This window comes from Microcystis viridis FACHB-1342, from assembly GCF_014698335.1.
In the GTDB taxonomy this organism is placed as follows: Bacteria; Cyanobacteriota; Cyanobacteriia; order Cyanobacteriales; family Microcystaceae; genus Microcystis; species Microcystis ichthyoblabe_A.
Window position 1 is genome coordinate 45,416 of sequence record NZ_JACJSV010000012.1, and the last position, 25,995, is coordinate 71,410.

The 25,995-nt window shown below is 43.4% G+C and carries 26 protein-coding genes and 3 pseudogenes; 16 read left to right on the forward strand and 13 right to left on the reverse strand.

Going from position 1 to position 25,995, the window contains the following annotated elements:
* Position 1: 1 nt before the first annotated feature.
* The 4 genes and pseudogenes from H6G40_RS06410 to H6G40_RS06430 all read left to right on the forward strand — a co-directional run bounded on the left by H6G40_RS06410 (position 2) and on the right by H6G40_RS06430 (position 3,832).
* Entirely contained in the window at positions 2–556 is a 555-nt protein-coding gene (locus H6G40_RS06410; RefSeq protein ID WP_069473960.1) for a hypothetical protein, read from the forward strand.
* 441 nt (positions 557–997) lie between these two features.
* Positions 998–1,150, forward strand: coding sequence for a hypothetical protein (locus tag H6G40_RS06415; protein ID WP_176721622.1), 153 nt, complete (start codon positions 998–1,000; stop codon positions 1,148–1,150).
* A gap of 3 nt (positions 1,151–1,153) precedes the next feature.
* Positions 1,154–2,342: pseudogene (locus H6G40_RS06420) on the forward strand (RNA-guided endonuclease InsQ/TnpB family protein).
* Positions 2,343–2,488: 146 nt separating this feature from the next.
* Positions 2,489–3,832 carry a chloride channel protein gene (locus H6G40_RS06430; RefSeq protein ID WP_002794756.1) on the forward strand — a complete coding sequence of 448 codons (1,344 nt, stop codon included), beginning with the start codon at positions 2,489–2,491 and terminating at the stop codon, positions 3,830–3,832.
* Positions 3,833–3,972: 140 nt separating this feature from the next.
* Here H6G40_RS06430 and H6G40_RS06435 read toward each other — a convergent pair whose 3' ends face one another.
* The 9 genes and pseudogenes from H6G40_RS06435 to H6G40_RS06470 all read right to left on the reverse strand — a co-directional run bounded on the left by H6G40_RS06435 (position 3,973) and on the right by H6G40_RS06470 (position 9,692).
* The gene (locus H6G40_RS06435) at positions 3,973–4,614 is read right to left on the reverse strand and encodes an EH signature domain-containing protein (RefSeq protein ID WP_069473961.1); all 642 of its coding nucleotides are present in this window, start codon (positions 4,612–4,614) and stop codon (positions 3,973–3,975) included.
* A gap of 348 nt (positions 4,615–4,962) precedes the next feature.
* Positions 4,963–5,160 (reverse strand): DUF6887 family protein, encoded by a 198-nt coding sequence (locus H6G40_RS06440; protein ID WP_002736866.1) that lies wholly within the window; start codon positions 5,158–5,160, stop codon positions 4,963–4,965.
* Positions 5,150–5,362, reverse strand: a complete 213-nt coding sequence (locus H6G40_RS24120) for a DUF6888 family protein (RefSeq protein WP_002736601.1) — start codon at positions 5,360–5,362, stop codon at positions 5,150–5,152. The genes H6G40_RS06440 and H6G40_RS24120 overlap by 11 nt, the downstream gene beginning before the upstream one ends.
* Before the next feature lie 210 nt (positions 5,363–5,572).
* The gene (locus tag H6G40_RS23190; protein ID WP_242028721.1) at positions 5,573–6,037 is read right to left on the reverse strand and encodes a hypothetical protein; all 465 of its coding nucleotides are present in this window, start codon (positions 6,035–6,037) and stop codon (positions 5,573–5,575) included.
* A gap of 12 nt (positions 6,038–6,049) precedes the next feature.
* Entirely contained in the window at positions 6,050–6,712 is a 663-nt protein-coding gene (locus H6G40_RS23195; protein ID WP_242028722.1) for a hypothetical protein, read from the reverse strand.
* Between the two features lie 132 nt (positions 6,713–6,844).
* Positions 6,845–7,330 (reverse strand): annotated as a pseudogene (locus H6G40_RS06455) (IS1634 family transposase); the annotation flags it as partial.
* Positions 7,314–7,430 carry a DUF5615 family PIN-like protein gene (locus H6G40_RS06460; RefSeq protein WP_002737600.1) on the reverse strand — a complete coding sequence of 39 codons (117 nt, stop codon included), beginning with the start codon at positions 7,428–7,430 and terminating at the stop codon, positions 7,314–7,316. The gene H6G40_RS06460 and the pseudogene H6G40_RS06455, both read right to left, overlap by 17 nt.
* 3 nt (positions 7,431–7,433) lie before the next feature.
* Positions 7,434–7,760, reverse strand: coding sequence for a DUF433 domain-containing protein (locus H6G40_RS06465; RefSeq protein WP_002774079.1), 327 nt, complete (start codon positions 7,758–7,760; stop codon positions 7,434–7,436).
* 426 nt (positions 7,761–8,186) lie between these two features.
* Positions 8,187–9,692, reverse strand: coding sequence for a UbiD family decarboxylase (locus H6G40_RS06470; protein ID WP_069473962.1), 1,506 nt, complete (start codon positions 9,690–9,692; stop codon positions 8,187–8,189).
* A gap of 180 nt (positions 9,693–9,872) precedes the next feature.
* Here H6G40_RS06470 and H6G40_RS06475 point away from each other — a divergent pair, with 180 nt between their 5' ends.
* On the forward strand, positions 9,873–10,967 hold the full coding sequence (locus H6G40_RS06475) for an AAA family ATPase (protein ID WP_069473963.1): 1,095 nt from the start codon (positions 9,873–9,875) through the stop codon (positions 10,965–10,967).
* Positions 10,945–11,649, forward strand: coding sequence for a DUF3226 domain-containing protein (locus H6G40_RS06480; protein WP_069473964.1), 705 nt, complete (start codon positions 10,945–10,947; stop codon positions 11,647–11,649). Before H6G40_RS06475 ends, H6G40_RS06480 begins: the two co-directional genes overlap by 23 nt.
* A gap of 52 nt (positions 11,650–11,701) precedes the next feature.
* Here the strand turns inward: H6G40_RS06480 and psbV are convergent, their stop codons facing one another.
* Both psbV and H6G40_RS06490 read right to left on the reverse strand, forming a co-directional pair.
* Complete coding sequence (gene psbV, locus H6G40_RS06485) at positions 11,702–12,187, reverse strand: photosystem II cytochrome c-550 (protein ID WP_002785283.1); 486 nt, start codon at positions 12,185–12,187, stop codon at positions 11,702–11,704.
* A 128-nt stretch (positions 12,188–12,315) separates the two neighbouring features.
* Positions 12,316–12,522 carry a hypothetical protein gene (locus H6G40_RS06490; protein ID WP_002735525.1) on the reverse strand — a complete coding sequence of 69 codons (207 nt, stop codon included), beginning with the start codon at positions 12,520–12,522 and terminating at the stop codon, positions 12,316–12,318.
* A gap of 80 nt (positions 12,523–12,602) precedes the next feature.
* Between H6G40_RS06490 and H6G40_RS06495 the strand changes: the two genes are divergently transcribed.
* The 6 genes from H6G40_RS06495 to H6G40_RS06520 all read left to right on the forward strand — a co-directional run bounded on the left by H6G40_RS06495 (position 12,603) and on the right by H6G40_RS06520 (position 17,913).
* Positions 12,603–12,818 (forward strand): hypothetical protein, encoded by a 216-nt coding sequence (locus H6G40_RS06495; protein ID WP_206755282.1) that lies wholly within the window; start codon positions 12,603–12,605, stop codon positions 12,816–12,818.
* A gap of 169 nt (positions 12,819–12,987) precedes the next feature.
* A complete protein-coding gene (remA, locus tag H6G40_RS06500; RefSeq protein ID WP_002737924.1) occupies positions 12,988–13,257 on the forward strand; it encodes an extracellular matrix/biofilm regulator RemA in 270 nt (89 codons plus the stop codon).
* A 12-nt stretch (positions 13,258–13,269) separates the two neighbouring features.
* On the forward strand, positions 13,270–13,824 hold the full coding sequence (gene gmk, locus H6G40_RS06505) for a guanylate kinase (RefSeq protein ID WP_002736224.1): 555 nt from the start codon (positions 13,270–13,272) through the stop codon (positions 13,822–13,824).
* A 247-nt stretch (positions 13,825–14,071) separates the two neighbouring features.
* Entirely contained in the window at positions 14,072–15,358 is a 1,287-nt protein-coding gene (locus tag H6G40_RS06510; protein WP_069473965.1) for an RNA-guided endonuclease InsQ/TnpB family protein, read from the forward strand.
* An 18-nt stretch (positions 15,359–15,376) separates the two neighbouring features.
* Positions 15,377–16,018, forward strand: a complete 642-nt coding sequence (gene clpP / locus H6G40_RS06515; protein WP_223210934.1) for an ATP-dependent Clp endopeptidase proteolytic subunit ClpP — start codon at positions 15,377–15,379, stop codon at positions 16,016–16,018.
* A gap of 680 nt (positions 16,019–16,698) precedes the next feature.
* On the forward strand, positions 16,699–17,913 hold the full coding sequence (locus H6G40_RS06520) for an aminotransferase class V-fold PLP-dependent enzyme (RefSeq protein WP_069473966.1): 1,215 nt from the start codon (positions 16,699–16,701) through the stop codon (positions 17,911–17,913).
* An 18-nt stretch (positions 17,914–17,931) separates the two neighbouring features.
* Here H6G40_RS06520 and H6G40_RS06525 read toward each other — a convergent pair whose 3' ends face one another.
* Both H6G40_RS06525 and H6G40_RS06530 read right to left on the reverse strand, forming a co-directional pair.
* Entirely contained in the window at positions 17,932–22,104 is a 4,173-nt protein-coding gene (locus H6G40_RS06525) for a DEAD/DEAH box helicase (protein ID WP_190537430.1), read from the reverse strand.
* 54 nt (positions 22,105–22,158) lie between these two features.
* Positions 22,159–22,629, reverse strand: coding sequence for a DUF29 domain-containing protein (locus H6G40_RS06530; RefSeq protein WP_176721624.1), 471 nt, complete (start codon positions 22,627–22,629; stop codon positions 22,159–22,161).
* A 276-nt stretch (positions 22,630–22,905) separates the two neighbouring features.
* Between H6G40_RS06530 and H6G40_RS06535 the strand changes: the two genes are divergently transcribed.
* From H6G40_RS06535 to H6G40_RS24125, 4 genes and pseudogenes are all read left to right on the forward strand, one after another.
* Entirely contained in the window at positions 22,906–23,556 is a 651-nt protein-coding gene (locus H6G40_RS06535) for a Uma2 family endonuclease (protein ID WP_069473969.1), read from the forward strand.
* 21 nt (positions 23,557–23,577) lie between these two features.
* Entirely contained in the window at positions 23,578–24,333 is a 756-nt protein-coding gene (locus H6G40_RS06540) for a Uma2 family endonuclease (RefSeq protein ID WP_069473970.1), read from the forward strand.
* A 116-nt stretch (positions 24,334–24,449) separates the two neighbouring features.
* The gene (locus H6G40_RS06545) at positions 24,450–25,874 is read left to right on the forward strand and encodes a carotenoid oxygenase family protein (RefSeq protein WP_069473971.1); all 1,425 of its coding nucleotides are present in this window, start codon (positions 24,450–24,452) and stop codon (positions 25,872–25,874) included.
* A 45-nt stretch (positions 25,875–25,919) separates the two neighbouring features.
* Positions 25,920–25,985 (forward strand): annotated as a pseudogene (locus H6G40_RS24125) (DUF4351 domain-containing protein); the annotation flags it as partial.
* Between the last annotated feature and the right edge of the window lie 10 nt (positions 25,986–25,995).

Consider the following 25,995-nt stretch of genomic DNA (forward strand, 5'->3'; position numbering starts at 1 on the left):
GATGAGACGAACGATCCTTTTTTTACTGTTTTTTCCGGCTAGTTTAGGCATAATCTCCCAAATCTTCTCACCGGAAAACCTATCCGCTGCTATTCTTGCCCTAGGTATCCTGGGGATGTGTATGGAACAGGCACGCATGGCGGCGGTGGACTTGGCAGAAATTGCCCAATTTCAGCAAAAAACCAGCGATCCTCGCCTCGATCGCTTTTTTATCGTCACAGTTAGTACAATTGTTTTAGAATTATCGGGCTTTTATGTGGCTGCCCTCTCGATAGGATGGGGAGCTTTAATAGTTTTAGTCAGTCAAATTTGGTTTCAATGTTTAGCCAAGATTCAACTGCAGCCAAGCACAGAAAAAATTATTGACCATGGCATAAGGCCACGTTTACCCATCTTACTCGCTGACGGAATCGGCATAATCTTCGTGGCTTTCTGGTTAGCCAAAATCGCTCCCCTAATTATGGCCATAACTTTAACGACAATGTTATTAATCTACGGCTCTATTAAGTATAGACCTCTGGCAAAAATCAAAAATCTTCCCTTAGTTGAGGAGTAAGTAGCCAGTATTCGGTCGTCAGGAGAATCAAGAATGAGCTTTAATCAACTAAATTCTCTACTTAGAGATTTTATGCCTATTTTTCTCATTTTTGAACTCTCAAAAATTAATTATCCAAGAACTCTCCTGTAGTCCCTCGAAATTACCGCAGAAATCGAGTGCCTTAATCAACCCGACAAAAAGTTAATTTTAGAGAGAATTCCCCCAGATGAAACCATTACCCATTATTTTATCAGTAGTCCAGACGCAGGAGGCTCTCTTAGGTTTGGTGGGTAAAATGTATTCTAAGATATAGTCCTGCTGGCGAGGGAGTGGAAGGAACCACTCCAGACACAGAGGACACGAAGATTGATCGCTTCTATAGTAAGTTAAACTGACCACACAAAGAATAAGAGAGCCGTACCCCGAATGAGGTATTCTGTGAAGTTAGATCAAATAGTGATGGAATTCAGACTTGAATTCCATCACTGTTATATGCTGGTCGGCTTCAAGGGTCTCGGTTTCATCGAAAATTTGGGTCTGAAACCCCGTCGTTCTACGACGGCTTTACTGTTAAATATGAGCATCGTTTACGAAATATATGCTAAAATGTGAGGTATGGAAAAAGCCTATTCGTTTCGATTTTACCCCACACCCGAACAAGAGTCGCTATTGCAGCGCACTTTGGGCTGTGTAAGATTAGTTTACAATAAAGCTCTCCATCTCAGAACACAAGCTTGGTACGAAAAGCAAGAAAGAGTAGGCTACGCTCAAACTTCTTCAATGCTAACCGATTGGAAAAAGCAAGAAGAATTAGACTTTTTAAACGAAGTTAGCTGTGTACCTTTACAACAAGGGTTAAGACATTTACAAACAGCTTTCACTAACTTCTTTGCTGGTCGTACTAAGTATCCTAACTTTAAGAAAAAACATCAGGGAGGAAGTGCCGAATTTACCAAATCTGCTTTTAAATTTAAAGACAGACAAATCTATTTAGCTAAATGCACAGAACCTTTACCTATTCGATGGTCAAGACAAATACCAGAAAGCTGTGAACCAAGCACAGTAACAGTCAGATTACATCCTTCTGGACGTTGGCATATTTCAATTAGATTTGATGACCTAACAATTAAGCCTTTATCAGTAACAGATAAAGCCATTGGAATTGACTTAGGAATTAGTAGCCTTGTGATTACCAGCGATGGTGACAAAGTATCTAATCCCAAGCACTTTAAAAAGCATTATCGGAGACTGCGAAAAGCGCAAAAAAATCTTTCTAGAAAACAGAAAGGCTCAAAAAATCGGGAAAAAGCGAGAATCAAAGTAGCCAGAATTCACGCTCAAATCACCGATAGTAGAAAAGACCATTTACATAAGCTAACCACTCAATTAGTTCGTGAAAACCAAACGATTGTGGTTGAGAATTTAGCCGTCAAGAATATGGTCAAAAACCCGAAATTATCTCAGGCAATATCTGATGTAAGCTGGGGAGAAATAACCCGACAATTAGCCTATAAATGCCGTTGGTATGGGAGAAATTACATCGGAATAGATAGATGGTTTCCTAGCTCAAAAAGGTGTAGTAATTGCGGGTATATTGCCCTTGAAAATGCCGTTAAATGTTCGAGAATGGGATTGTCCAGACTGTGGGACGCACCATGACCGAGATATTAACGCCAGTAAAAATATTTTGGCCGCAGGGCTTGCGGTGTCAGTCTGTAGAGCAACCTGATGACCAGAACAGAGTAAATCTGTTAAGGCAGGTGCGAAAAATCCTTCGGGAAAGAAGCAGAAACCTAAATCGTGAGGTTTGGGAATCACCGTCCGTTTACGGCGGTGAGGATGTCAAGAGCCTTCAAGCCGACATTTTAGGTAAAGACTTTCAGGGTGTTTTGCTTGACGACTCAAATGGACTTGCTATCGGAACAATAAAAGCTTAACTTTCTGTGCGCGATGCTAAATAACAAACTACAACTTCTGTTAACCAGGGTAGGCCCATGGGCCGTTGCTGGTCTGCTCGGCGGTTTGATCGGCTCTCTGGCTGCGGTACTGCTGACTGAGGCAATTAAGCAAACCCTGAGAATTGCCTCTGACCTAGGTAACTTTTGGCTACTGCTGCTGCCGCTGGTGGGCGTTACCTTAGCAGTGCTAGTCCTGTTTGGACTGGGTAAGGGCCAACCTGTGCAGACCTTAGCTCCCCGCGAGGCCACTGCCTCTGGCCGCTGGGGTTCTCTCATGGCCTGGTACTCCTTCCCCCATGACATTGCTCGCGCCGACCTGACCGGTGACGTGGTGAACGCATCCGGCGCCGAAGAGCGCTTCCCCTGGAATCTAGCCCCCTTGCGCGCCCTGGCCATCCTCTCCACCGTTGGACTGGGTGCGCCCATGGGAACAGAATCACCGGCGGCTCATATTGGCGTGGCGACGGGAACCTGGTTGGGTAGCATAAATCCAGCCCTGCGTCAACTGGTGCGGCCTCTGGCCATCGGTGGCGGTGCGGCCAGTGTTTCTGCCCTGATGGGAATCCCTCTGGTGGGCAGCTTTTTTATGTTTGAGTTGAGTCAGCGACGCCAGGTTCCGATCACCCCGGAGCGGGCAGCGGCGATGTTAGCCGGGGGACTGGTGGGATGGGGAGTCAACGCTGCCTTTAAGCTGCAACTGATCCGGCTGGTGGTGCCGCAGGTTGCCCCGACTGACTTCTGGGATGCGGTGGGTGCCACTTTATCGATCGGAGCGATCGCTGGCATGATTACAGCCCTCACCGGTGAGGCGATCTACTGGGCCAGAGGCTTGCGGGACAGGCCTGGCACTCGTCTCCTCATTGGTGGCCTGATGATGCTGTTCTTGGCGATCGTGATCGGACGGGTGGCGACTCCGGCAGCGGCTTTTGGGCCGGGGGGAGCTGCTATCGTCTGGGCCGAAAACATTAAAACAACTCCTTACCATCTGTTAGCGGTAGCTCTGCTCCGGGCCGCGGCCACCACCGCTGCGGTTTTAGCCGGGGGCTGTGGCGGCGTGTTTGTCCCTTTTCTGGCGATCGGCGACCTCAGTGGCCGGGTGTTCGCCACCACCTTTGAGATTTCGGGGGATCTGGCGGGTGCGGCGGGGGCAGCGGCCGGTATTGCTGGTGGCTATCGCCTACCTTTGACTGCCGTAGCGATGGTGCTGGGGGTGGGGGGGCCGGGGGCAGCCCAGCTAACCTGCCTTGCTACAGTGGTGGTTGCTGCCCTTTCGGGATTGGTGGCCGCACGGGCAGCCAATCAACTTTCTAGTTCCCTCCGGGCAATGATCCGCTAGAAGCCACGGTCAGGGGAATTACTGTGATATCTAGAGGGTGCAAGTTCTTTGCGCCCCTAATTTTGGGATTGTTGTCTAACGCAATCTACCAGATCAGCGATCGCACTCAACTTAATATCAACAGACTTTCTGTTTCACTATCAAAAATCAAATATACACAACTCTGTGGGATTGCTTCCGTCATCTTCTAATTTCAGAATGTCTTGATATTCCCTAAATTTATTGCCAATAATAGAATAGGTTTGTTCAGGAAGTAAAATTTTTATTCTCATAAAACTATTGCTATAATTACTCCAGAAAAGCTGGCGATTTATAAGTTGCTTTTCATCATTATTTCCAAGGTATATATTATTGACAATTAAGTTCACTAAGTCTCGAAAATTGTTATAATTAATAGCTCCTATTAAATTTCTAAAGTTTTGCCTAGCTACTAGAGAAATAAGAGCTTGTTTCTGATGATTGTTATAATTATTTTTTAGCCATGAAACTAATAGTGGAAATTTAATAGCAATATCTATCGAAAGATTACTTAAAATAAAATCAACCGAAGAAGCTTGTTCTCTCTCTGGCATTTGATCAAGGCAACGCAATAACCAATCAACGGTATCGCTATTTACTTGATTGCTCTTGATAAAGTACGGAGAAATTTCTGAAATATATTCGCTAAAAATTGGGATAGGCGGTAGTGTATATTTATCTCTATTTACTAATTCACTAGGCGTTAAGTTTCGATACTGTTGCAATTGAAAAAACGGCAAGGGTAATCCAATGAAATAGATCATTGTCCCAAATAATGTTGAAGATCGTTAAAAATGACTGCATTGTGTTAGGTTACTCAAATATTTGTAGGTAGATTACTGCTTTACTTTGGTACAAATTGTACTTGACAAACGACACGGAGTATAGAGTGCCAGCTTGACAACCTTTGAGTCGGTCTCGGAGACACTCAATGGGTTAACCTAAGAATGAACAGCGGTCGGCATTCCCCAGTTAGTTATTATGGCAAAAGGCTTTGGTCAGCTAGTTTTGACCCGCCAGCAGCAACAAGAAGCAAAGCTCTTGAGAAAGATTGTTCTTCAGCATTTTCAGCATTTGCCAGACCCCAGAGTCAGCCGCAAAAAAGACTATACCTATAAAGTCCCTTCAATTTTACGGCGAATCACCTCCTCCATTTGACGTAAACCCTCCTCCGTACTAGGGAAATTATACCTGATCGCATTCGGATCACGACGACTCATCAACGCCCGCAAAGCCTCATCATCCTCACGGTGTTGTAGAACATAGGCTCTGAGAGTGGACTTGCTCATTTCGTTAAAATTAGGCTTCATTTGGCAAAAACTCCCAATTTCTATCGGCATAAATAATCAATTCAATGTCTTCACCTGCCAAGATATAAATTTCGCCCCGTAACGGGTCAAATCGGAATAAAACAATGTCCCGAAATCCATCCGAGAGACTTTGGCAAAGCTCAACCGACTTAATAGCTTGCTGTGTGGTTAACGAAAACAACTTACCTCCAAATGATAACACCTTTTCAGTTTACTCTAATTACCCTCAACTCTCACAAGCCCACTCATTAGTAAATTCTCAAAAAGTGCTGGTAGAAAAGCCATAGCCTAGTACCTAGGCGGTCAAACAGCCTAAGTAATACCAAATCCGCCTTGGAAAGTAAAGTAACAAATTAAGAATAAGTAAGCCAATGATAGTTGGTCAAGTTTTTCTGAGAGGGGGACAAGCGAGCTAGAAGGTAGATAGGGCAAGCAATATCGCTCTTTGTCCTTTGATGTAATCCTTCAACCGATAGCGGCTAATTTGCATTAGCTCTTCTATATTTTTTTGGAACATTTGATGTAGCTGGAGCCAATGATAGAGATGTTGACCCACATAAAAACTGCTGTGTCTGCGTTGACCTTTATATCTTTTTTCAGGTCTTGTGACATATTTTTGGATTCCCATGTCCTTAATTTTTTTACCTTGTAGTGTGGCACTTGTATAGGCGATAGCTATAACAATTATCAGCTTTGATAGGTATTTCGGTGCTAATTGAGAACCTTCTAAGCTATAGCCTCCCGACTTAAAATCTCGAAACATCTCCTCAATATCAAATCTTTTTTGATCGGCAATTATTGCCGTCTCTAAATCTCCAAAATTTGTCAGAATATACCAAGGTTCTTTTGTTTGAAAACCCCCATAGTTTTTTTCCACTTACCCGCTAAGTTAAACTCGACAAATCCCTGCTCTTTTGTAATATTGACATCCTTCAAAAATAGTTGAGTTTCTGGACTTAAACTTAACTCTCTCATTTCCTAACTCTCTCATTGCTTGATAAATTCCTTCTTTTGTCTTCACATTTGTACTTTGTTTTTGTCTTAAACAAAAGTATAAACTCTGCTTCTGAAACCACTTTCCAAGACTAACCGAGCAAAATTTTCTATCTCCTAATACCACTATTTTATGACCTGATAGCACCGTCAATATTTTCCCCAATACTCGATGCTGTTCTTCGAGATTACTACTTCCTTTTTTATCTAATATCTCCCAATAGATTGGGATGGCTCTCTTGTCATAAATTAGACTCACCATCAAGATATTAATTGCTCCCCAACTCGTCCGGTCTATGGCAATATATACTAATCCTTTTATTGTGAATCTCTGCTGCTGTTTTAACATCTCTTTTAGGCAGAGAAACCAGATTTTTTCAATATTCAGAATTTCCAGCTTTAAAAATCTTTTTAGTTTTTTTCTCCGACTCTCAAACAGGATTGGTATTGGTAGTGCTTCTGCTAATATCTCTAACTTAGCTTGCTTTAGTATTTGCCAGGTTCCAACTATCATTAACAACAGTAGATATCCGGCTCGTCCCAGTTCATTTTCTAACACTTTCTGGTATAGTTCACTTATCATTTTCGTTATCTAGGTCATACATAGTAAATATGACTTATCTTTTTTGGGAGTCTGTGTCTGTATTCCATGCTAAATGAGCTTTTCAGCTTGCTTGTTCCCCTGTCAGAAATTTAGCTCTGCCCTTTTTTCTCTTTCCTTGGCATCTATTTCTTCCATTTCTGCATTTTGGACTAATTCTTTGGCTCTTTTTATCGTCATGGGAACTCTACTTATCCATTTTAGATGTTGAATTAGTTAAAGATTCTCTTGACTATATAAGGCACTGTCACAGACCATAATACTGTCAAATTTTATTTGTTTTTTAAATTCTACTAAGATTTTGCCAAAGACAGCTTACCCTTCTTCATTTCCATCTCCAACTCTCACAAATAATGGTACGTCTCCATCCTGGGTTGTTATTAAGTCTAAGACGCATTCTTTCAAATCTGGTCGATGGTCACGAGAATATCCTTTGGTAATAATTATTGGTCTTTCTTTGATAATCTCTTCTTCTTTTTTCTCTTTTTTTTCTTCACTTTTATATTCTCCATCTAGATGAAATGATGTGGCATCTAGATGAGAATATTTTGTCTCTATTTTAAATTTGTTGATTAGCATTTCCCGCTTCTTGCACCGTCAAAACATCATGCCCCAAATTTCTCAACAATTCCACAACCGGCAAAGGAAACTGCTCATCTGCGTAAAAACGTGCCATCCCCTAAACTGCCTCATTCTGCTCAATGAGCAAATCAATCTCATCTTCATGAGCTGCCGCATATACCCAAGCATTAGCTAAATCCGTAGCCTTAATAGTCGGATAACTTGTTAATAAATCAGCATCACTATAACCAAGACGACGAGCTTCTACTAACACCCAAACTGGAATTCTTGTATTGGCAATGCAAGCTTGTCCGCCGCAAACTTTAGGCGTTTTCTCAATTCCCTGCCAATCACCACCCAGACTTTGAGCGAGTAACTGGATTACCTGCACTTTTTCGCTAGGTTTGAGGGCAAGAAGTTGCTCTTCTAACTCTTTGATAATCACAGGCTTAAATCCTCATAAAGTTTTGGCCAATTATCCTTAATCATTTTACCAGAAAATTTGGGTTGAAAACCTCCCACTTTTAGTAGAGTGTAAGGTGCGTGTTTGCGGCTATCAATTCGGTCAAAAAACTAAAATTAACAATCCGCTTTAACGCACCACCTTTATCATTCGGTTTGCCTGTGTCTCCCCAGGACTTTAACCCTCCCTTATTTTGCTCTTTTGCCCTTTGTCTCCCGCCTAGCGGCGGGTCGATTTTTTTGAGAAAATTGAGGTAGTGTTAAATCGATCGCCACAATCTCTACATTGACGTTTTGGTTTACCATTATCTGTAGAATCATTTTTGCTGAAGTTTGCGAATCTTTTGTCAGAAGACAAGATTCTAAATCTTTTAAAATGCCTCTTAGCTGACAGCTTAGTCGAATAAATCTACATTTCATAGCCAAATTTATTGGCATCTACTTCTTGTAAATTAATATCGATTAAACCGTATTCTGACCAGCGTTGAGAAACCTTGACCGCCATGGCCGGATCCGACTCCAAAGGTTCCCCCCACTCGTGGTCAGTTTCAGGATACATTTTTGTCGTGGCATCAATTCCCATTCTCCCCCCCAAACCGACCTTTTCGCTGGCAAAATCGAGGCTATCAAAGGGGGTTTCCGGGAGAATAAACACATCGCGAACCGGATCCACTTTAGAACTAATTGCCCAAACCACTTGCCTGGGGTCGCGAATATTAATCTCCTTATCGACGACGATGACAAATTTAGTATAGGTGAACTGGGGTAAGGCACTCCAAAAAGCTAAGGCCGCTCGCCGCGCTTGTCCGGGATAGGCCTTATCAATGGAGATAATCGCCGCTTTATAGCTTAAAGCTTCCATCGGTAGGAAAAAATCCCTGATTTCCGACACCTGTTGCCGTAAAATCGGCGTATAAATACGATTAAGAGCGATCGCCATCATCGCTTCTTCCTTGGGAGGACGACCGCTAAAAGTGGTTAAATAAATGGGGTCGCGACGATGGGTCATGCAGTGGAAATGAATCAGGGGTGAATCTTCCACACCGCCATAGTAACCCATGTGATCACCAAAGGGTCCATCTGGCAATACCTCTCCGGGGGTAATTGTTCCTTCCAGGACGATTTCTGCGTCGGCCGGCACTTGCAAATCGAGGGTTTTACACTTGGCTAACTGTACCCCAGAACCACCGTACAATCCCGCAAACAGCCATTCTGACAGATCTACGGGGATAGGAGTGGCAGCGGCCATGATAATTAGAGGATCAACCCCCAAAGCGATGGCTATTTCTAGTTTTTTGCCCATTTGCGCCGCTTTTCGCAGGTGACGCGCCCCACCGCGCACGGATAACCAGTGGACGGTCATGGTATTGTGAGACTGTAGCTGTAAGCGATAGACACCGACGTTAGGGGTTCCCGTTTCGCAATCTTTAGTAATTACTAGCCCTAGGGTGATAATCTGGCCTGCATCGCCGGAATAGGGGCGAATCATCGGAATTTTCTTTAAATCTACTTCATCCTCCTCTAAAATTACCTGTTGACAGGCAGGGAAAAAGTTACGGTTGGGTTTGGCTTTCAGGACATCAAACAACACTTTACCAAAGTCGATCGCTTGGGAGAGTTTTTTCGGCGGTTTCGGTTGTTGCAAGAGGGCGAGTTTTTTGCCTAAATCTTCCAATTCTTCGGGTTTATTCAGGTTCATCGCCCAACAGATGCGTTCTACCGTTCCCATCAGGTTAATAGCGACGGGAAACTCGGCCTCTTGCACGTTTTCAAACAGTAGGGCTGGTCCCCCCACCTGCAGCATCCGATTAGCGATCTCGGCAATTTCTAAATCGGCAGAGACCGATGCACTAATGCGGCGTAATTGGCCACGATCTTCTAAAAGCTTAATAAATCCTCGTAAGTCTCTAGCCATGATGAAGAAATGTAAATAAATCCCTGTCTCTATTATCTCTTAGGGCGGCAGTTTCGGTGGGGGATAGTCACCGGTTTGAGAGTTGGAGGGGATTCTCGTCTAGAATTAAGTAAAAAAATCCCCATCTTGCCAGGGTCATTCCTAACCCTAAATTTATGCTTATCCAGCCAGGAGGTCAACATGATTAAGGATATTGAAATTAGTAATTTTAGATGTTTTGAGCATACCAAAATTGAAGGTTTTGAGCGAGTTAATTTAATTGGCGGTAAAAACAATTCAGGGAAAACTGCCCTATTAGAGGCAATATTTTTATATAGTTATCCCTATCCAAATACTATTCATCCCTACATCAGAGGAATTATTCGTAGGCAATCTTTAGCAGTTGTTCAGGCTGTTCCCAAAAATGCTTGGGATGATTTATTATTCAATCTTGATAAAAAAAATATTATTGAGTTAAAAGGCTCCCAATCTAACCAAGGAGATAAATTGGTAAAAATATCGATTTCTAGTTCTCTTAAAGATAGTATTCTAGGAATCTCTGAAGACTTACAAAAATTATACGATTTTATCGCTAAAAATAAATCAGTTATTTCTATCTTAAATATTCACACAAGTTTTGACCATGATAATGACTCAAATGATGGTCAACTGAACTATTTTTTAATTGCTAGTTCTGAGGGAATACTCGCTTTACCTAATGGGGGTGATGAGGAACCAGTAATCATTGCCGCATCTGTCAATAAATCTTTGGAAGAATTGAGCGAGTCCTATACTAAAATAGTTTTTAATGAACAGGAAGAAGAAGTGCTAAAAGCTCTACAAATTCTCGATCCGTCCATTGAAAAAATAGAAAGTTTTTTTCTGGGTGAACCAAATTTATATCTGAAAAGAAAAGAGAGAAAACGCCTACCCATATCTCTGTTTGGTGAAGCTATTAATCGTCTGATAGAGATGATTTTTGCTCTACTCATCAATCCTAAAAAAATTATTTTTATCGATGAAATAGAAAATGGTCTTCACTATACTGCTTACCCAGATATTTGGAAAACTTTATTCCGATTAGCTATCGAACTAGATAGCCAAATTTTTGCCACAACCCATAGTTTAGAGATGATCCAAGCTTTTGCCGATGTGGGGTTAGAATATTATCCAGAACAGGGGGCCTATTTTGAACTAGCAAGGAGTCCCAGAACTGATAAAATTATCGGTATTAAAAGTGAATTAGATATCTTAGATTACGCTCTCAAGCATAATGATCGAATCAGAGGTGAGTAGAATCGTGGCTAATGTAATAATTGTTGAAAGTCAAGATGATGCGGCTTTTTTACGAGCTATTATTGAGCATATTAATGAATCGAATCATTTAAGGATAACTATTGTTGAATTTTATATTCTAGACGGAATAGAACGAGAAAATTATCGTAGCCTTGAACAACGACTGAAACGACTTAATAACACCCTGCTCAAAGATGATATTCAAAAGATAGGTATTGTTTTAGATTTAGATGAACAAACCAGAGAAGAAAGACTTGCTCTGGTTAGTCAATGTATTCAAAGAGTTTTTAGAGAAGCAGCCAGGATAGATGATACCCAAAAGCTATTTCAATTAAATGCTTCTACGAATACTCAAATAGGTTGTCATTTTCTTCATGTTAATGAACAGGGAGAACTAGAGACAGTGTTGAGAGAAATTAAAACCCAAGATTCTCCCCATGCTGATTGTGTAGAAGCTTGGCGATCCTGTCTTGCACAAAAAAATATTGATATAAATCGTAAAAAAATTGATAAATTGTGGATTCAAAACTATATCAGGGAAGATACACCATCACAGAATGAAAAAAGAGAGGCTAAGAAATATTGTAATTTATCCCATGCTTTAACCAAAAAAGACATTTGGAACTTTGAGCATGAAGTATTAAATGAACTCAAAGAATTTTTACAACTATTTGCTGTCTAATCAAAAATCCCCCTAGAAATCTAGAGGGATCGAGGGATATATGGAGGGCAATTTAGAAGTAAATTGTACCACCCCAACGCTCGTCTAGACGGGGAGCAACCAACATATAAGCGGCGACGTTATACACATCATCTTCGGTCAGATTGCGTAATTCTGGGAAGATATCCGGACGGCTAACATTGGGATGAAATTCGCTTAGATCATCTTCACCATCGTAACTGGTGGGATGTTCTAGATAATCAATCAATGCTAACAGATTATCTCTGGGAGGTTCCGCTTTTGCCAGATCACCCAGACCCAAACTGACGTTATTATTAGTTTTGGTTTTACCTTGCAGGTGACACTTAGTACAATTGGCGACAAAAAGTTTCTGTCCTTCCGTCGCTTGTTCAGAAGTCAAAGTCACCGATTCCCCTGCGTCATTGAGGGTGATGGTGAGGGTTTTTTCATTGAGTTCTAAGGCACTAGCGCCGTTAAGATTGAATTGTAATACAAAAAAGACTACAGCGATCGCTGCCACAATCAAACGTTTGATCATTGTTCTCCTACTCGCAATTGTTCCAAGAAAGGGGATTTTAAGGTGACTAAAAAATTTTCTCCTCTGGGAGGGTGTCGATCGATTCTAAGTGATCACGGACACCGAGAAGATCGCAGTGGGGAATAAAGTCAAGGGGACGTTTCCGTTTTCGAGGCGGTTACTCCTGAGCGTTGGGATAAAATCAGTGAGATAATTGCTTTAGCATCTTCTAGGGCGAGATTAGTCTGCCGATCTTTATAGGAGATGCCTAATTGGTCGCAAAGTGACAACACAGATTCATCGGCCAGATCGTACTCTGCCGCAATATCAGCGATCGATAGATCAGCAAAACCCATAGTCTAACACACCCACCAAGGATAGAGAATACTTATTAGTCACCATAATTATCATGCCATTGCCGGGGACATTCTTAACAGTGATCAGTGATCAGGAGTCAGTAGCCGGTCGTCAGGAGTCAGGAGATTATTTTTATTTGTTCTCCCATCACCCCATCACCCCATCACCCCATCACCCCACTCCCCCATCACCCCATCACCCTACACCCCACACCCCACACCCTACACCCCACACCCTGCTCCCCACTCCCCAAAATTCCCTAATTTTCCCGACTTTTGGACTATTTACTCCCTAAGATAGAGACTCGTGTAAACAAATTTAATTAAAATCGCAAAAAACCTGAAAAAATACTAAAATGTGATTAAGAATGTTATTTTTAGCGTTGTAAGGCTAAATCTTTCTCGATAACATTGTAATCATACCTCCACACTCTTTTGTACAAAGGACTGCACCTTTGTTAACTTATGGATATACAACTGATCAACATCGGCTTCGGTAATATTGTTTCCGCTAATCGGGTTATCGCCATCGTTAGCCCAGAATCGGCTCCTATCAAACGCATCATCAGTGATGCTCGGGATAAAGGCTGTTTAATCGATGCTACATACGGAAGACGGACTCGTGCGGTGATCATCACCGATTCTAGTCATGTAGTGCTGTCGGCCATTCAACCAGAAACCGTGGCTCACCGTTTCGTGGTCAACAAGGAAGCCCCTGTTAATAGTAGCAACTAAGTTATTAACCCCATGCAACCCGGTCAATTAATCGTCATTACTGGCCCTAGCGGTGTGGGCAAGGGTACGCTAGTACGGCATTTACTAACTCGTTTCCCTAACCTCTACCTGTCCGTATCCGCCACTACGCGCCCACCTCGACCGGGTGAAATTGAGGGGGAAGATTACTACTTTCTCGACCGTCCCAGTTTCGAGGAGAAAATGGCAGCCGGAGAATTTCTCGAATCGGCTGAATACGCGGGCAACTACTATGGAACACCCCAATCAGCGATCGCCGCTCAATTAGCGGCAGGCCAGACCGTCATTCTAGAAATCGAATTAGAGGGAGCCAGACAGGTCTGTAAAAGCTTCCCCGAAGCGAGGAGAATCTTTATCCTACCCCCCAGTTTCGAGGAATTAGAACGTCGTTTGCGCGACCGGGGCAAAGATGCCGAAACAGCGATCGCCCGTCGCCTGGAGCGCGCCCGAGAAGAATTGGCCGCCAGCGAGGAATTCCCCCATCAAATCGTCAATGATGACCTAGAAACCGCCCTAGATGCCATCGAGAAGATTATTTTTAGCCGTTAGCCGTTAGGTGTTAGGGTGTTGGGGTTTTAGTTGAAATTCCCCACTTCCCCACTTCCCCACTTCCCATTCTCTAAGTTACCTAAAATATCGGATGAATACCCCCGCTACATTTTTCGATAAGATACTCACAAAAATTAGCGGGGGATGAAATCCGACCAGAATATTAGCAACGGAGCATCGGTTTAATTCCACCATCTGTGGACAAACTGTGTTATAATCTACTTAACCAATGGTCGAGAATTGTTATATGCTAGTCGTAGAAGCAAAGCTAAAAAACGGGACACTAGAGCAATATCACCGGCTTGATGAAGCTATCAAAACTTCTCAGTTTGTGCGTAATTCTTGTGTTCGTTATTGGATGGATCATAAGGGTACAACCCGCAATAATCTCCAAAAACTTTGCTCGGTACTAGCTAACAATAAAGAGACTCCTTGGGTTAATAAATTAAACTCACAAGCACGTCAATCTGCTGCTGATAGAGCCTGGCAATCAATTAGTAAGTTTTATCAGAATTGTCATGCTAATATACCAGAGAAAAAGGGTTTTCCTCGGTTCAAAAAGCATAGTCGTTCTGTTGAATACAAACTAACAGGCTACAAACTATCTGATGATCGACGTAAAATCAGATTTACTGATGGCTTTAAAGCAGGAGAATTTGATTTATGGTGTAGTCAAAAGACCTTAGTTTATTATTCAGAGCAACAGATTAGACGGGTAAGAGTTGTTAGACGTGCTGACGGTTATTATTGCCAGTTTCTGATTGACGTAGAACGGCAAGAATACCATAAACCGACGGGACAAATAACAGGAATTGACTTAGGGTTAAAGGAGTTTTATACCGATGCTCAAGGCAATACTGTAGAGAATCCACGTTATTTAAGAAAGTCAGAAAAACGACTTCAAAAAGCACAACGACGATTATCTAAGAAATTCCGTAAAGGAAAGAAACAGTCTAAAAACTATCACAAGCAACGGGTAAAAGTAGCTAGGCTTCATCTTAAAGTATCAAGACAACGTAAAGACAAAGCAATTAAAGAGGCTTTGGCGTTAGTCCAGTCTAATGATTTGGTAGTCTATGAAGCTTTAAAGGTAAGAAACTTAGTCAAAAACCGTAAGCTCGCCAAGTCGATTTCCGATGCTTCTTGGTATCAATTCACTCAATGGCTGAATTATTTTGCCAAGATTTATCAGATTGTTTGTGTTGCTGTACCACCGCATTTTACTTCTCAAGATTGTTCAGTTTGTGGGACGAGAGTTCAAAAAACCTTAAGCACTAGAACTCATCAATGTCCTAATTGTCAAACAGTCATAGATAGGGATCATAATGCAGCAATAAATATTCTTAAAAAAGGGTTGAAATATTTGGGAAATCATCTCAACGGTACTGTTGGGCAAACAGAAACCGACCCAAACGCCTTGGGAGAGTCCGACCTCTGGATTTTGAATGGAGACATTGAGAATCTAAGCTGTCTCGTTGAACAAGGAATTTCCGATAGTGATATGGGAAGAATCCCCCGTCACAGCGTAGCTTGACGGTGGGAGTATGTCAAAATCAAAAAACTAACCGCAGCAGCAAGACAAGAAAGCGCAATGATTCCTACCGTTATTGAAACCACAGGCCGGGGCGAACGCGCCTTCGATATCTACTCCCGACTACTCCGGGAAAGAATCGTCTTTTTGGGACAAGAAGTAACCAGCGACCTGGCTAACCTAATCGTCGCCCAATTACTCTTTCTAGAAGCAGAAGACCCCGAAAAAGATATTTACTTGTATATCAACTCCCCCGGTGGTTCCGTTTCGGCCGGATTAGGGATTTTTGACACCATGAATCAAATCCGTCCCGATGTCAGCACCATTTGTATTGGTTTAGCCGCCAGTATGGGGGCTTTTCTCCTCAGTGCCGGCAAACCGGGCAAAAGAATGAGCCTACCCAACTCGCGGATCATGATTCACCAACCCCTCGGCGGCGCCCAAGGTCAGGCCACCGATATCGAAATTCAGGCCAAAGAAATTCTCTATCTCAAACAATTACTCAATCAACACCTAGCTAGTCATACCGGTAAACCTCTCGACCTCATCGCCGAGGATACGGAAAGGGATTTCTTTATGTCCGCCGAAGAGGCTCTAGACTATGGTTTAATCGATCAAGTCATCGATCGCAGTCCTTCCGCTTCCAACCCTCCCCAGAAATAATTATGATCGGGTAGGCCCTGTCTGCCCAGATTTTGTTGACACTCCCATCGCACTCATGGGATAGAGCTTAAATCTCCCCTTGCGCTCGGTGAGCGTAGTCGAACCGAGCGCAACTCGAGGTGCCAGTTTCCAATATGCCCTATCATAAGTACCTAAGCAAAATTAATTACACATATCTAACCACCTCTTGCCTTTTGCCTTTTGCCTTTCTTCACTAGGAAATTTATTTTGCACGACTACTTAGCTTTTTTGAGTATATTTAACAAGGACGATAAATATAAATATAAATATAAGTGTTTGGAGAATCAAAATGTGGCGAAATGTGTCGAAGTGCTGTTCTATACTGGTCAGCTTTTCATGAGGGGAACCCTGGGGCGAATTACTTCGCTCCTTTAAAAGCCCCGTCTCATCGGTAAAACATACATAGCCTCCCGGCTGACATTCAAGGTAAAAAATAATAAACTAAAAAAAGAAAACATTCACAAGTATGTTTCCTCTGCTTTAATACTATTGTGATAATTGCGACTTGATCCGTCGATAGAATTCAGCCGTTAGTCGTCAGGAGTCGGTCGTCAGGAAGTGGTAAAATGGGGGAATGGGGAATTCAACTAAAACCCCAAAACCCAACACCTTCTAACTGATAACTGATAACTGATAACTGACTCCCCATCTCCTCACTTATGCAGAATTTAGACGAAAATAGCCTCGATTGCGCCCCTAGTAAACCGGATTTAGCCGAACAAAGACAGGAATTTCGGGGACTTAGCAATAAAGTTTATTTTAATTTCGGTGGTCAGGGAACCTTGCCCAAGGCCGGATTAGAAGCGATTATCGATACCTATAATTTTCTCCAACAAAAGGGGCCTTTTTCAGGACAGGTAAACGATTGGATTACCAAAAAAACGGAACTTCTCAGGCAAGAAATGGCGCAAGAATTGGGAATCAGCCCGAGCAATCTCTCTATCACCGAGGATGTCACTGTAGGCTGTAATATCGCCCTCTGGGGGGTTGATTGGCAAGCGGGGGAACATATTTTACTAACTGATTGTGAACACCCCGGAATTATCGCCACAGTTCGGGAAATTGCCCGTCGTTATCATCTGGAAATCTCCACTTGTCCTATTCGGGAAACTTTAAACGGCGGCAACCCGATAGAAGTGATTTCCGCTCATTTACGTCCAAAAACTAGGGTTTTGGTGGTCAGTCACGTTCTCTGGAATACTGGACAGGTTTTACCCCTCAAGGAAATCTCCCAGCTTTGTCATGATAATTCTGTCACCGAAAAACCCGTTTTAGTGGTGGTGGATGCTGCCCAATCCGTGGGTTGTTTGCCCTTAGATTTAAGCACTACTGCCGCCGATTGTTATGCTTTTACGGGTCATAAATGGTGGTGTGGACCGGCCGGTGTGGGGGGATTGTATATTCGTCCCGAAATTTTCCCTAGTTTACAGCCCACTTTTATCGGTTGGCGCAGTATTGAAACAGATAAGCAAGGACAGCCTATCGGTTGGAAACCCGATGCTAGACGCTTTGAAGTGGCCACTTCTGCCTATCCTCAATTTGAGGGTTTAAGGGCAACTATTGCGGTACATAACGCCTGGGGTGATGGGGGACAAAGATACGAAAAAATCTGTCAATTAGCGGCTTATCTCTGGGGAGAATTAAACACAATTAAAGGGGTGAAATGTTTAAAAAATTCTCCGCCAGAATCCGGTTTAGTTTCCTTTCAAATTGACTCGGCCATCAGCCCACAAAATTTAGTGCAACAGCTAGAAAAACAAGGGTTTTTACTGCGAACTCTCCTCGACCCCCTCTGTGTGCGTGCCTGTGTTCATTATTTCACTTTGCCATCAGAAATCGAGCAGTTAGTAGCAGCTATCAAAAAGTTAGTCTAAACTGCGTCGGGGATATTTTTATCCCTCGGCCATTAAGCGCAATAATTCGTCAGTGGATAACTTGCCGCTGGCGTCAGTCCCCTCCAATAAACTATCGGCGAGATCGCGTTTATGGTGGTGCAGATCGACAATTTTTTCCTCGATCGTATCCTTGGCCACTAAGCGATAAATCGTCACCGGACGTTTTTGGCCGATGCGGTGAGCGCGATCGGAGGCCTGATCCTCCACTGCGGGATTCCACCAGGGATCAAGATGGATAACATAATCGGCTGCGGTGAGATTTAATCCTGTCCCCCCGGCTTTTAAACTAATTAAAAATACGTCCCCTTCCCCCGCTTGAAACGCTTTCACCTGTTTCTGCCGATCGCTGGCTGGGGTACTACCATCGAGGTATTGATATTTTATCTGCCGTTGCTCGAGATAACTGCGGATAATCGCTAAATGATCGACAAATTGACTAAACACCAACGCTTTATGCTGATTATCTAATAAATCATCCAGAATTTCCCCGAAACGGGACAATTTTGAGCCGGCTAAATCCAAATCTGGAGCCACTAACTGCGGGTGACAGCAGGCCCGGCGTAATTTCATGATCTCTGCCAGTACCTGGAGATGTTTTGCCCCGGCGGTACTGTCACTCTCGCTTAATTTCTCCAAAGCACGCCGCCGTAAGGCCTCGTAAAACGCCTTCTCCTCGACGCTTAACTCGATCGGGACTAAAATCTCGGTACGGGGCGGTAATTCCGCCAGAACTTGGTTTTTGGTGCGCCGGAGAAGGAAAGGCCGCACCAGTTTTTTTAACTGTTCGCGAGCGGTTTTATCGCCGTATTTTTCGATCGGGGTGGCGAAACGGCGATCAAAACTTTCCAAAGACCCCAACAATCCGGGGTTAATAAAACGGAAAAGATTCCATAATTCCCCTAAATGATTCTCGATCGGTGTTCCTGTGGTGATTAGTTTAAAATCCCCCCGCAGATTCATCGCGGCTTTCGATCGCTTGGTGGAGAAATTCTTAATCGCTTGGGCCTCATCGAGAACGATTGTCTGCCATTCTACCCCGGCCAACATGGTGGCAACTTCTTCCTGCTGTAATAACCCATAGCTACAGACCAACAGATCAAAAGGTTGCAGTCGATCGAGTAGCGCTTGCCGATCGCCTGTTCCCAGTTGGATGATATTTAAGGTGGGTGCGAACCTTTCCGCCTCACTAATCCAGTTCAAACATACTGAAGTAGGAGCGATCGCTAAAGTCGGTCCCTCGGAGGCGCGGGTTAGGATCACTGCCAGAGCTTGTAAAGTTTTCCCTAATCCCATATCATCGGCCAAACAGGCCCCGGCCCCCCACCGGGCCAGTCTAGCTAACCAGCGAAAGCCTTCCAATTGATAGTCGCGCAATTCTGCCTGTAGAGTTGAGGGGACTTCTGGAGTAAAATCCTGACTCTCCTGAAAGCGTTGTAAATTATCGCGCCAACGTTTATCGGCCTTGAGTTGTCCCACTTCCTCGGTGAGTTCCGAGAGCATCGGGGCAGCGAAGGGATGAAACCGCAAACCGTCGCCGGACTTTTCCGAGAAAGCACGCATTTCCTGTAACCGTTCCCGAAATGCCTCGGTTAGAGCAAGAAATTGACCATCTCCGAGGGGAATAAACCGCCCCGGCGATCCCTCTAGCAATTTCATCAACTCCTGCATACTCAGCACCGATTTCTCCTCTAGGTGCAGTTCCCCACTGACCGCAAACCAATCCCGTTGACTGTGGATATTTAGGTGTAGGTCTTGTAATCGAAGCTGACGCGTCACCCGCCATTTTTCCCCTTCCGGCCATTCCACGAGGACGCTATCGTTTAATTCCCGCAATTCTAGCAGTAGATCTAGACAATCCTCTGGATTTTCTAGCCGCCATTCCCCATTTTCCTCCTCAAAACTGATCAGGATCGGACAAGAATCGATCGCTGTTTGGGCCAGTTTTTTCTCCAGGGCCAAATCCCTAGTTGTTTGCAGCCGTTCCCCCTCGATCTCGGCGATCACTGTTTCGCCCCCTTTTCCAGGCTGGAAATAGGGACCGGCTGCCCCAAAAGGACGGCTGAGAACCGCCACTTTTAAACCCTCTCCGGCCGGTAAGAGATGAATCCGGGGTTGACTATCGGCTGCCACTGACCGGGCTGCTTTTCCTCCCCCGATATCGGAATGTACTGTCACCATCCCGGACAGGGAATTGATCGCGGCCAGGACTTTTTCCCGGCCCTTGTCGGGTACTTCTAGGCGGTTGCTTTTGCCGATAATGTCGGCGATGCTTCGGTGTTCTGGCTTGACTTCGATTACCTTAATGCGAGTGGGGGTTTCTTTCCAAATCAGCACTTCTTGGTGATCGCTGAGATCGGGCAGTAAAGACAGGATTAATTTACCCGATTTTTCCTTACTTACTCGCAATTCTGGTTCCCCGGCGACGATTTCTACCCGCGTTCCGGGGGAATCTTCCCAAAACACCAGGGGATGACCGATCAGTTCGATAATGGCCCGGCGCTCAAAGTGATACTCGTTCTGGCCATAGTAACTGGATTCCACGAAGATATGGGCGCAAATTTTCAGGTCTTGCGGGGTTAAATAGTCAATTTCCCCGGTTTTTCGCAGACGTTTAAGGGAGACGGGACGGCCACGACTCCAATTACCCCGCGCGTCGAGTTTCTGTTCTTTTGGTTGCAGGAAATAATCCTCGGAATGGATAGAGAGAAACCAAGCAAGGCGGACGACGGGGTTAGATTTACCCGGGGTTGGTGTTGGCGCGCACAGATTAGTCAAGGCATTCAGACACAGTTGCCAAGCTTCTTGGGGTTCGATCGCATCTACCAGGGGGGAAGGGAGACGCTGGTTTTTAAGCACCTCCACTTCCGGGGTTCGATCGAGTCGGGACAGTAGGGCCCCGGTTTCTAGGGCTAACCAATGGTAGCCGGCGGCCTTGGCATCTTTGTAGAGGGGCAAGAGTAGGCGGGGCAGATGTTTTTTGGCGATGTCGCTGCTCATCCAGTAGAGACAGATACTACAGATAAGAGTCTCTAGACCCTGGCCCATTTGGTAGGGATTGATCGTCGCGTCGATGATTGCGTCTTTGGCCTGCATATCTCCCTGACGGGCAGCGATGATTTTTTCCAGACGGGCATAGATAGGACTGAAAGGATGATCGTTTTGACGCGTCACCCAATTGGTATAGCTGGCGGCTTCGGCGAGACGTTCGGGGGTTCCTTCTTTGAGGAGGGCGAAAATAAAGGAGAAGCCGCTAATCGAAGAAAAATAGATTTTTTGTTTTCCTTTGGCTTTTTTTAGGGCTTTAAGGGCGAGGGTGTATTCTTGGATCGCTTTGCTGTTTTCCCCGCCTAGAAAGGCAATCCAACCCCGGATCGCTCCGATTGCTGCTGCTTGGCTTTCCGGGAAGGGGCGATCGAGATACCGACGCACTTTATCGCTTTGTCCTCGGATGATTGCCTGTTCGAGCCACAAATGGGCTTCGGAAACACTGGTCTGGTCTTGACAGAGTTCTTCTAGGAGGGAAAAAGCTCCATCGGCGCGAGTTATTTTTTCAAAAGCCTTGACAAGAATGCTATTTAGTGCTAGGGCTTGAAATTTGGTCGGTTGCGTCCGTAACCAATCCCCATCGAAGGGGTTATCGTAGATGAGGATGAGAAGGTCTTCTAGGCTGGTTTTTGAGGAAGAATAGCTGGTTTTCTGATAATCGGCGATTTGTTGTTCGATCGAGTCGAAATCCTGACTATAGATGGCCAGACGGATTTCTCGGATTAATTGCTCTTTTCCCTGAAAAACTAGGCTTTCATCCCAACGAGTTCGGGGTTGCGGCAGTTTTGCCTTGATAATCTCGGCAAAACGCTTGAATTCTCCCTTACTAACGCTATCACGGCTGGCAATCTCGACGAGGAGGGGATGACAGCGCGGCCCGTAGCCTTTGTCCTGGGTGATTACTTCCGCTTCTAGGAGGATATCTAAATGGGATTTCAGGGTTTGGCCGTTAAATCGCCGGTTGTTCTCGTCGCGGTAATGAGCTTGATTTAAACAGTCTAGAAAAGTGCTGCGGGCGATCGGTTCATAGATTAGGGAAAAAAAACGGACGATCACCTGATCGAGTGCCGATAATTGTTGGTAGCGTTCGATGAGTTGGCGGCGGATTTGCTCGATATCTTTCATATTCGGTTATATTCGCTGATAATCCTAATCTTTTTGCGGGGATATGCCTGCAATTTATGGACGGGTTTCCAAAAAAGGTTCGATATCGATCGGGAACCAATCCCCGTCTAATACCTGTTGGAGAGTGAATATAGACTCTAGGGGAATCACGTTTTTATCGACTATCCGCGCGTTAATCAGGGATTTTCTGGCATCAGAGTAGGCTGTCTCGAAAGTGTCCCGCAGATGATTGGCGAGAGTCGGACTATCTACCTTTCTTTCCAATTGAACCCTAAAATTGGCGATTTCTTCGAGCCAATGACGGGCATTCCGTTCTTTTTCCGATTCCCAATAGGATAGTTTCAGGAGATGGATTAATAATTGAGTTAACAAACTCTCTACAGCCCGTCTGTCGCTTTTTCCCATACACTCCACCTCTTCGATCAGGTTTTCCCAGTCCACCCGGTCAAACTCTTTTCGCTTTAACAGTTCGGCGGTTTTTTCCGTCCAGAGAACAAAATCTTCTTCGTAGAGAGCGGTCATCATAGATTTCTCATCCCGACCGGGAGCGCGGGGTAATGGCTCGATTATAACGCTCGATCGCTATCCTGGATCAGCTTCTAGTGCGGGGAATTTTTGTCAAGTCAGAGATTTATTCGTTAGCACAAGTTGTTCTTTTTGTCAAGAAAACTTTTTCTTTTTAACAAAAGTACACAAACATTTTGAGCAACCTTATTGACGATGTTATTTTGGGACTAGAGGGGAAAGATAACCTCACTGCTAGAATTTAATTTTCAGACAAATAACCTCAGAGCAGAAATTATGACCTTTACACCAGCTATTGATCCAGATATTGAATACCCCGACAGTGACGGTAAACCCATGGCTGATAACACCGAACAATACGGATGGATCGTGAAAATCAAAGAAAATCTTGAGATTCTCTTTGCTAATTCTCCTAACGTTTTTATTGCGGGAGATCTGCTCTGGTATCCCGTCCAAGATAAGAAAATTACTGGACCGGTTGCTCCCGATGTTATGGTAGTATTTGGTCGTCCGAAAGGAAGACGGGGTTCCTATAAACAATGGCAAGAAGATAACATTGCTCCTCAAGTGGTCTTTGAAATTCTCTCCCCTTCTAATAGCTTAGAAGAAATGGAGCGAAAACTACTGTTTTATCAACGTTATGGAGTGGAAGAATACTATCTCTATGATCCCGATTCTCATAATTTTCAAGGATGGTTGAGACAGGAAGGACTATTAAGTTCTATACCTGAGATTAAGGGATGGGTTAGTCCTCGGTTAAGTATCCGATTTGATTTGAGAGAAGATGGGTTAGAAATTTATAGTTTAGATGGTCAGAAATTTTTAACTTCTCTTGAGTTATCTCAAAGGTTAGAACAAGAGCGTCTTAAAGCTGAACGTTTAGCTGAATATATCCGTTCTCTAGGAATTGATCCCGATACTTTATGAATATTTAAAGGAGTATAAATTATGACCTTTACACCAGCTATTGATCCAGATATTGAATACCCCGACAGTGACGGTAACCCCATGGCCGATAATACCGAACAATACGAATGGATCGTTAAAATCAAAGAAAATCTTGAGATTCTCTTTGCTAATTCTCCTAACGTTTTTATTGCGGGAGATCTGCTCTGGTATCCTGTCCAAGATAAGAAAATTACTGGACCGGTTGCTCCCGATGTTATGGTAGTATTTGGTCGTCCGAAAGGAAGACGGGGTTCCTATAAACAATGGCAAGAAGATAACATTGCTCCTCAAGTGGTCTTTGAAATTCTCTCCCCTTCTAATAGCTTAGAAGAAATGGAGCGAAAACTACTGTTTTATCAACGTTATGGAGTGGAAGAATACTATCTTTATGATCCCGATTCTCATAATTTTCAAGGATGGTTGAGACAGGAAGGACTATTAAGTTCTATACCTGAGATTAAGGGATGGGTTAGTCCTCGGTTAAGTATCCGATTTGATTTGAGAGAAGATGGGTTAGAAATTTATAGTTTAGATGGTCAGAAATTTTCAACTTCTCTTGAGTTATCTCAAAAAGCTGAACAAGCGAGTTTACAATTAGAACAAGAGCGTCTTAAAGCTGAACAAGCAAGTTTACAATTAGAACAAGAGCGTCTTAAAGCTGAACAAGCAAGTTTACAATTAGAACAGGAGCGTTTTAAAGCTGAATGTTTAGCTGAATATATCCGTTCTCTGGGAATTGATCCCGATACTTTATAATGATATAATTTATCGGTTGTGACGAATACTAATTAACTGGTAAACTTCCGAAATTATTGTCATTGAACCTAGTCTAGGGCTATACTCAACTATGTAATCACTAAAAAAGCAAATCTATGAAAGCTTGGGCAAAATCTTTAGAAAAACCAGCAGTGGAATTTTCTGAAACCCAATTAACCTTATTATCGGGGAAAATTCCCGATGGATTGCGGGGTAGTCTCTATCGCAATGGTCCGGGGAGATTAGAAAGAGGTAAGCAAAAAGTTGGTCATTGGTTTGACGGAGATGGGGCAGTTTTAGCTGTACATTTTCATGATAATGGAGCCAGTGCCACCTATCTTTATGTTCAGACTGCTGGTTATCAGCAAGAAAGTGCCGCTAATCAATATTTATTTCCTAATTATGGCATGAATGCCCCCAGCTTCTTTTGGAATAATTGGGGAAAAGAGGTAAAAAATGCCGCTAACACCTCGGTGTTAGCTTTACCCGATAAATTATTAGCTCTCTGGGAAGGGGGTTTTCCCCATAAATTAGATTTACAATCTTTAGAAACCCTAGGTTTAGATAATTTATCTAGGTTACAAGCAAAGGAAACTTTTTCCGCTCATCCTAAGCTAGATTTGTCCAGAGGAGAGATTTTTAATTTCGGGGTGACAATCGGTGCTAAAGTTAGTTTAAATCTCTATAAGTCTGACTCCACTGGTCAAATTATCCAGAAAAACACTTTTGAGTTAGATAGATTGTCTCTGCTGCATGACTTTGTTTTAGCAGGACAGTATTTGGTCTTTTTCGTTCCACCGATAAAAGCGGATAAATTATTGATACTGTTGGGATTTAAAACTTTTAGTGATGCCATGCAGTGGCAGCCAAAATTAGGAACAAGAATACTAATTTTTGAGCGAGATTCTCTGGAATTAGTCAGTGAAAGTGTTACCGATTCATGGTTTCAATGGCACTTTGCTAATGGTTGTGTGAATGAGCAAGGCAATCTTGAAATTGTTTTTGTCCGTTATGATGACTTTAAAACTAATCAATTTTTAAAAGAAGTTCCCACGGGTGAAACCGAAACCTTAGCCATCGGAAAATTGGCAAGTATTACTATTAATCCCCTATCAGCAAAGGTGATTAATCAGGAAATTCTCTCAGATTTAAGCTGTGATTTTCCTGTGGTTTCCCCGCAACTGGCGGGACAAAAATGGCAAAATACTTTTTTAGCTGTCCATCGTCCCGATAGCGATATTCGTCGGGAAATTATCGGACTTCCCGCTTGTTATAATCACTCCACAGGTAAGTTAACTATTGCCTATCTAGAAAATAACTGTTATGGCAGTGAACCGATTTTTGTCTCCGATGGTTTATCTCCAGAGACAGGATGGTTAATCGTCGTGGTTTACGACGGCAATAATCACAGCAGCCAAGTGAGAATCTATGACAGTCAGCAGTTAGAAAAAGAACCCCTTTGCTGTCTGCAATTACCCAGTGTTATCCCTCCCAGTTTTCATGGTACTTGGCAAGAAAAATCAGAAAAAGGCGCTATTTAGAAAACGGGTTTCTTTGAGAAACCCGTTTTCTGGACTTGTGAGAGAGAAGCTTTATTCGATTTCTCTACGGTTGAAGATTTAATCAATTGGTTAAATACTTTAACTGCTTAGTTCTTACGAC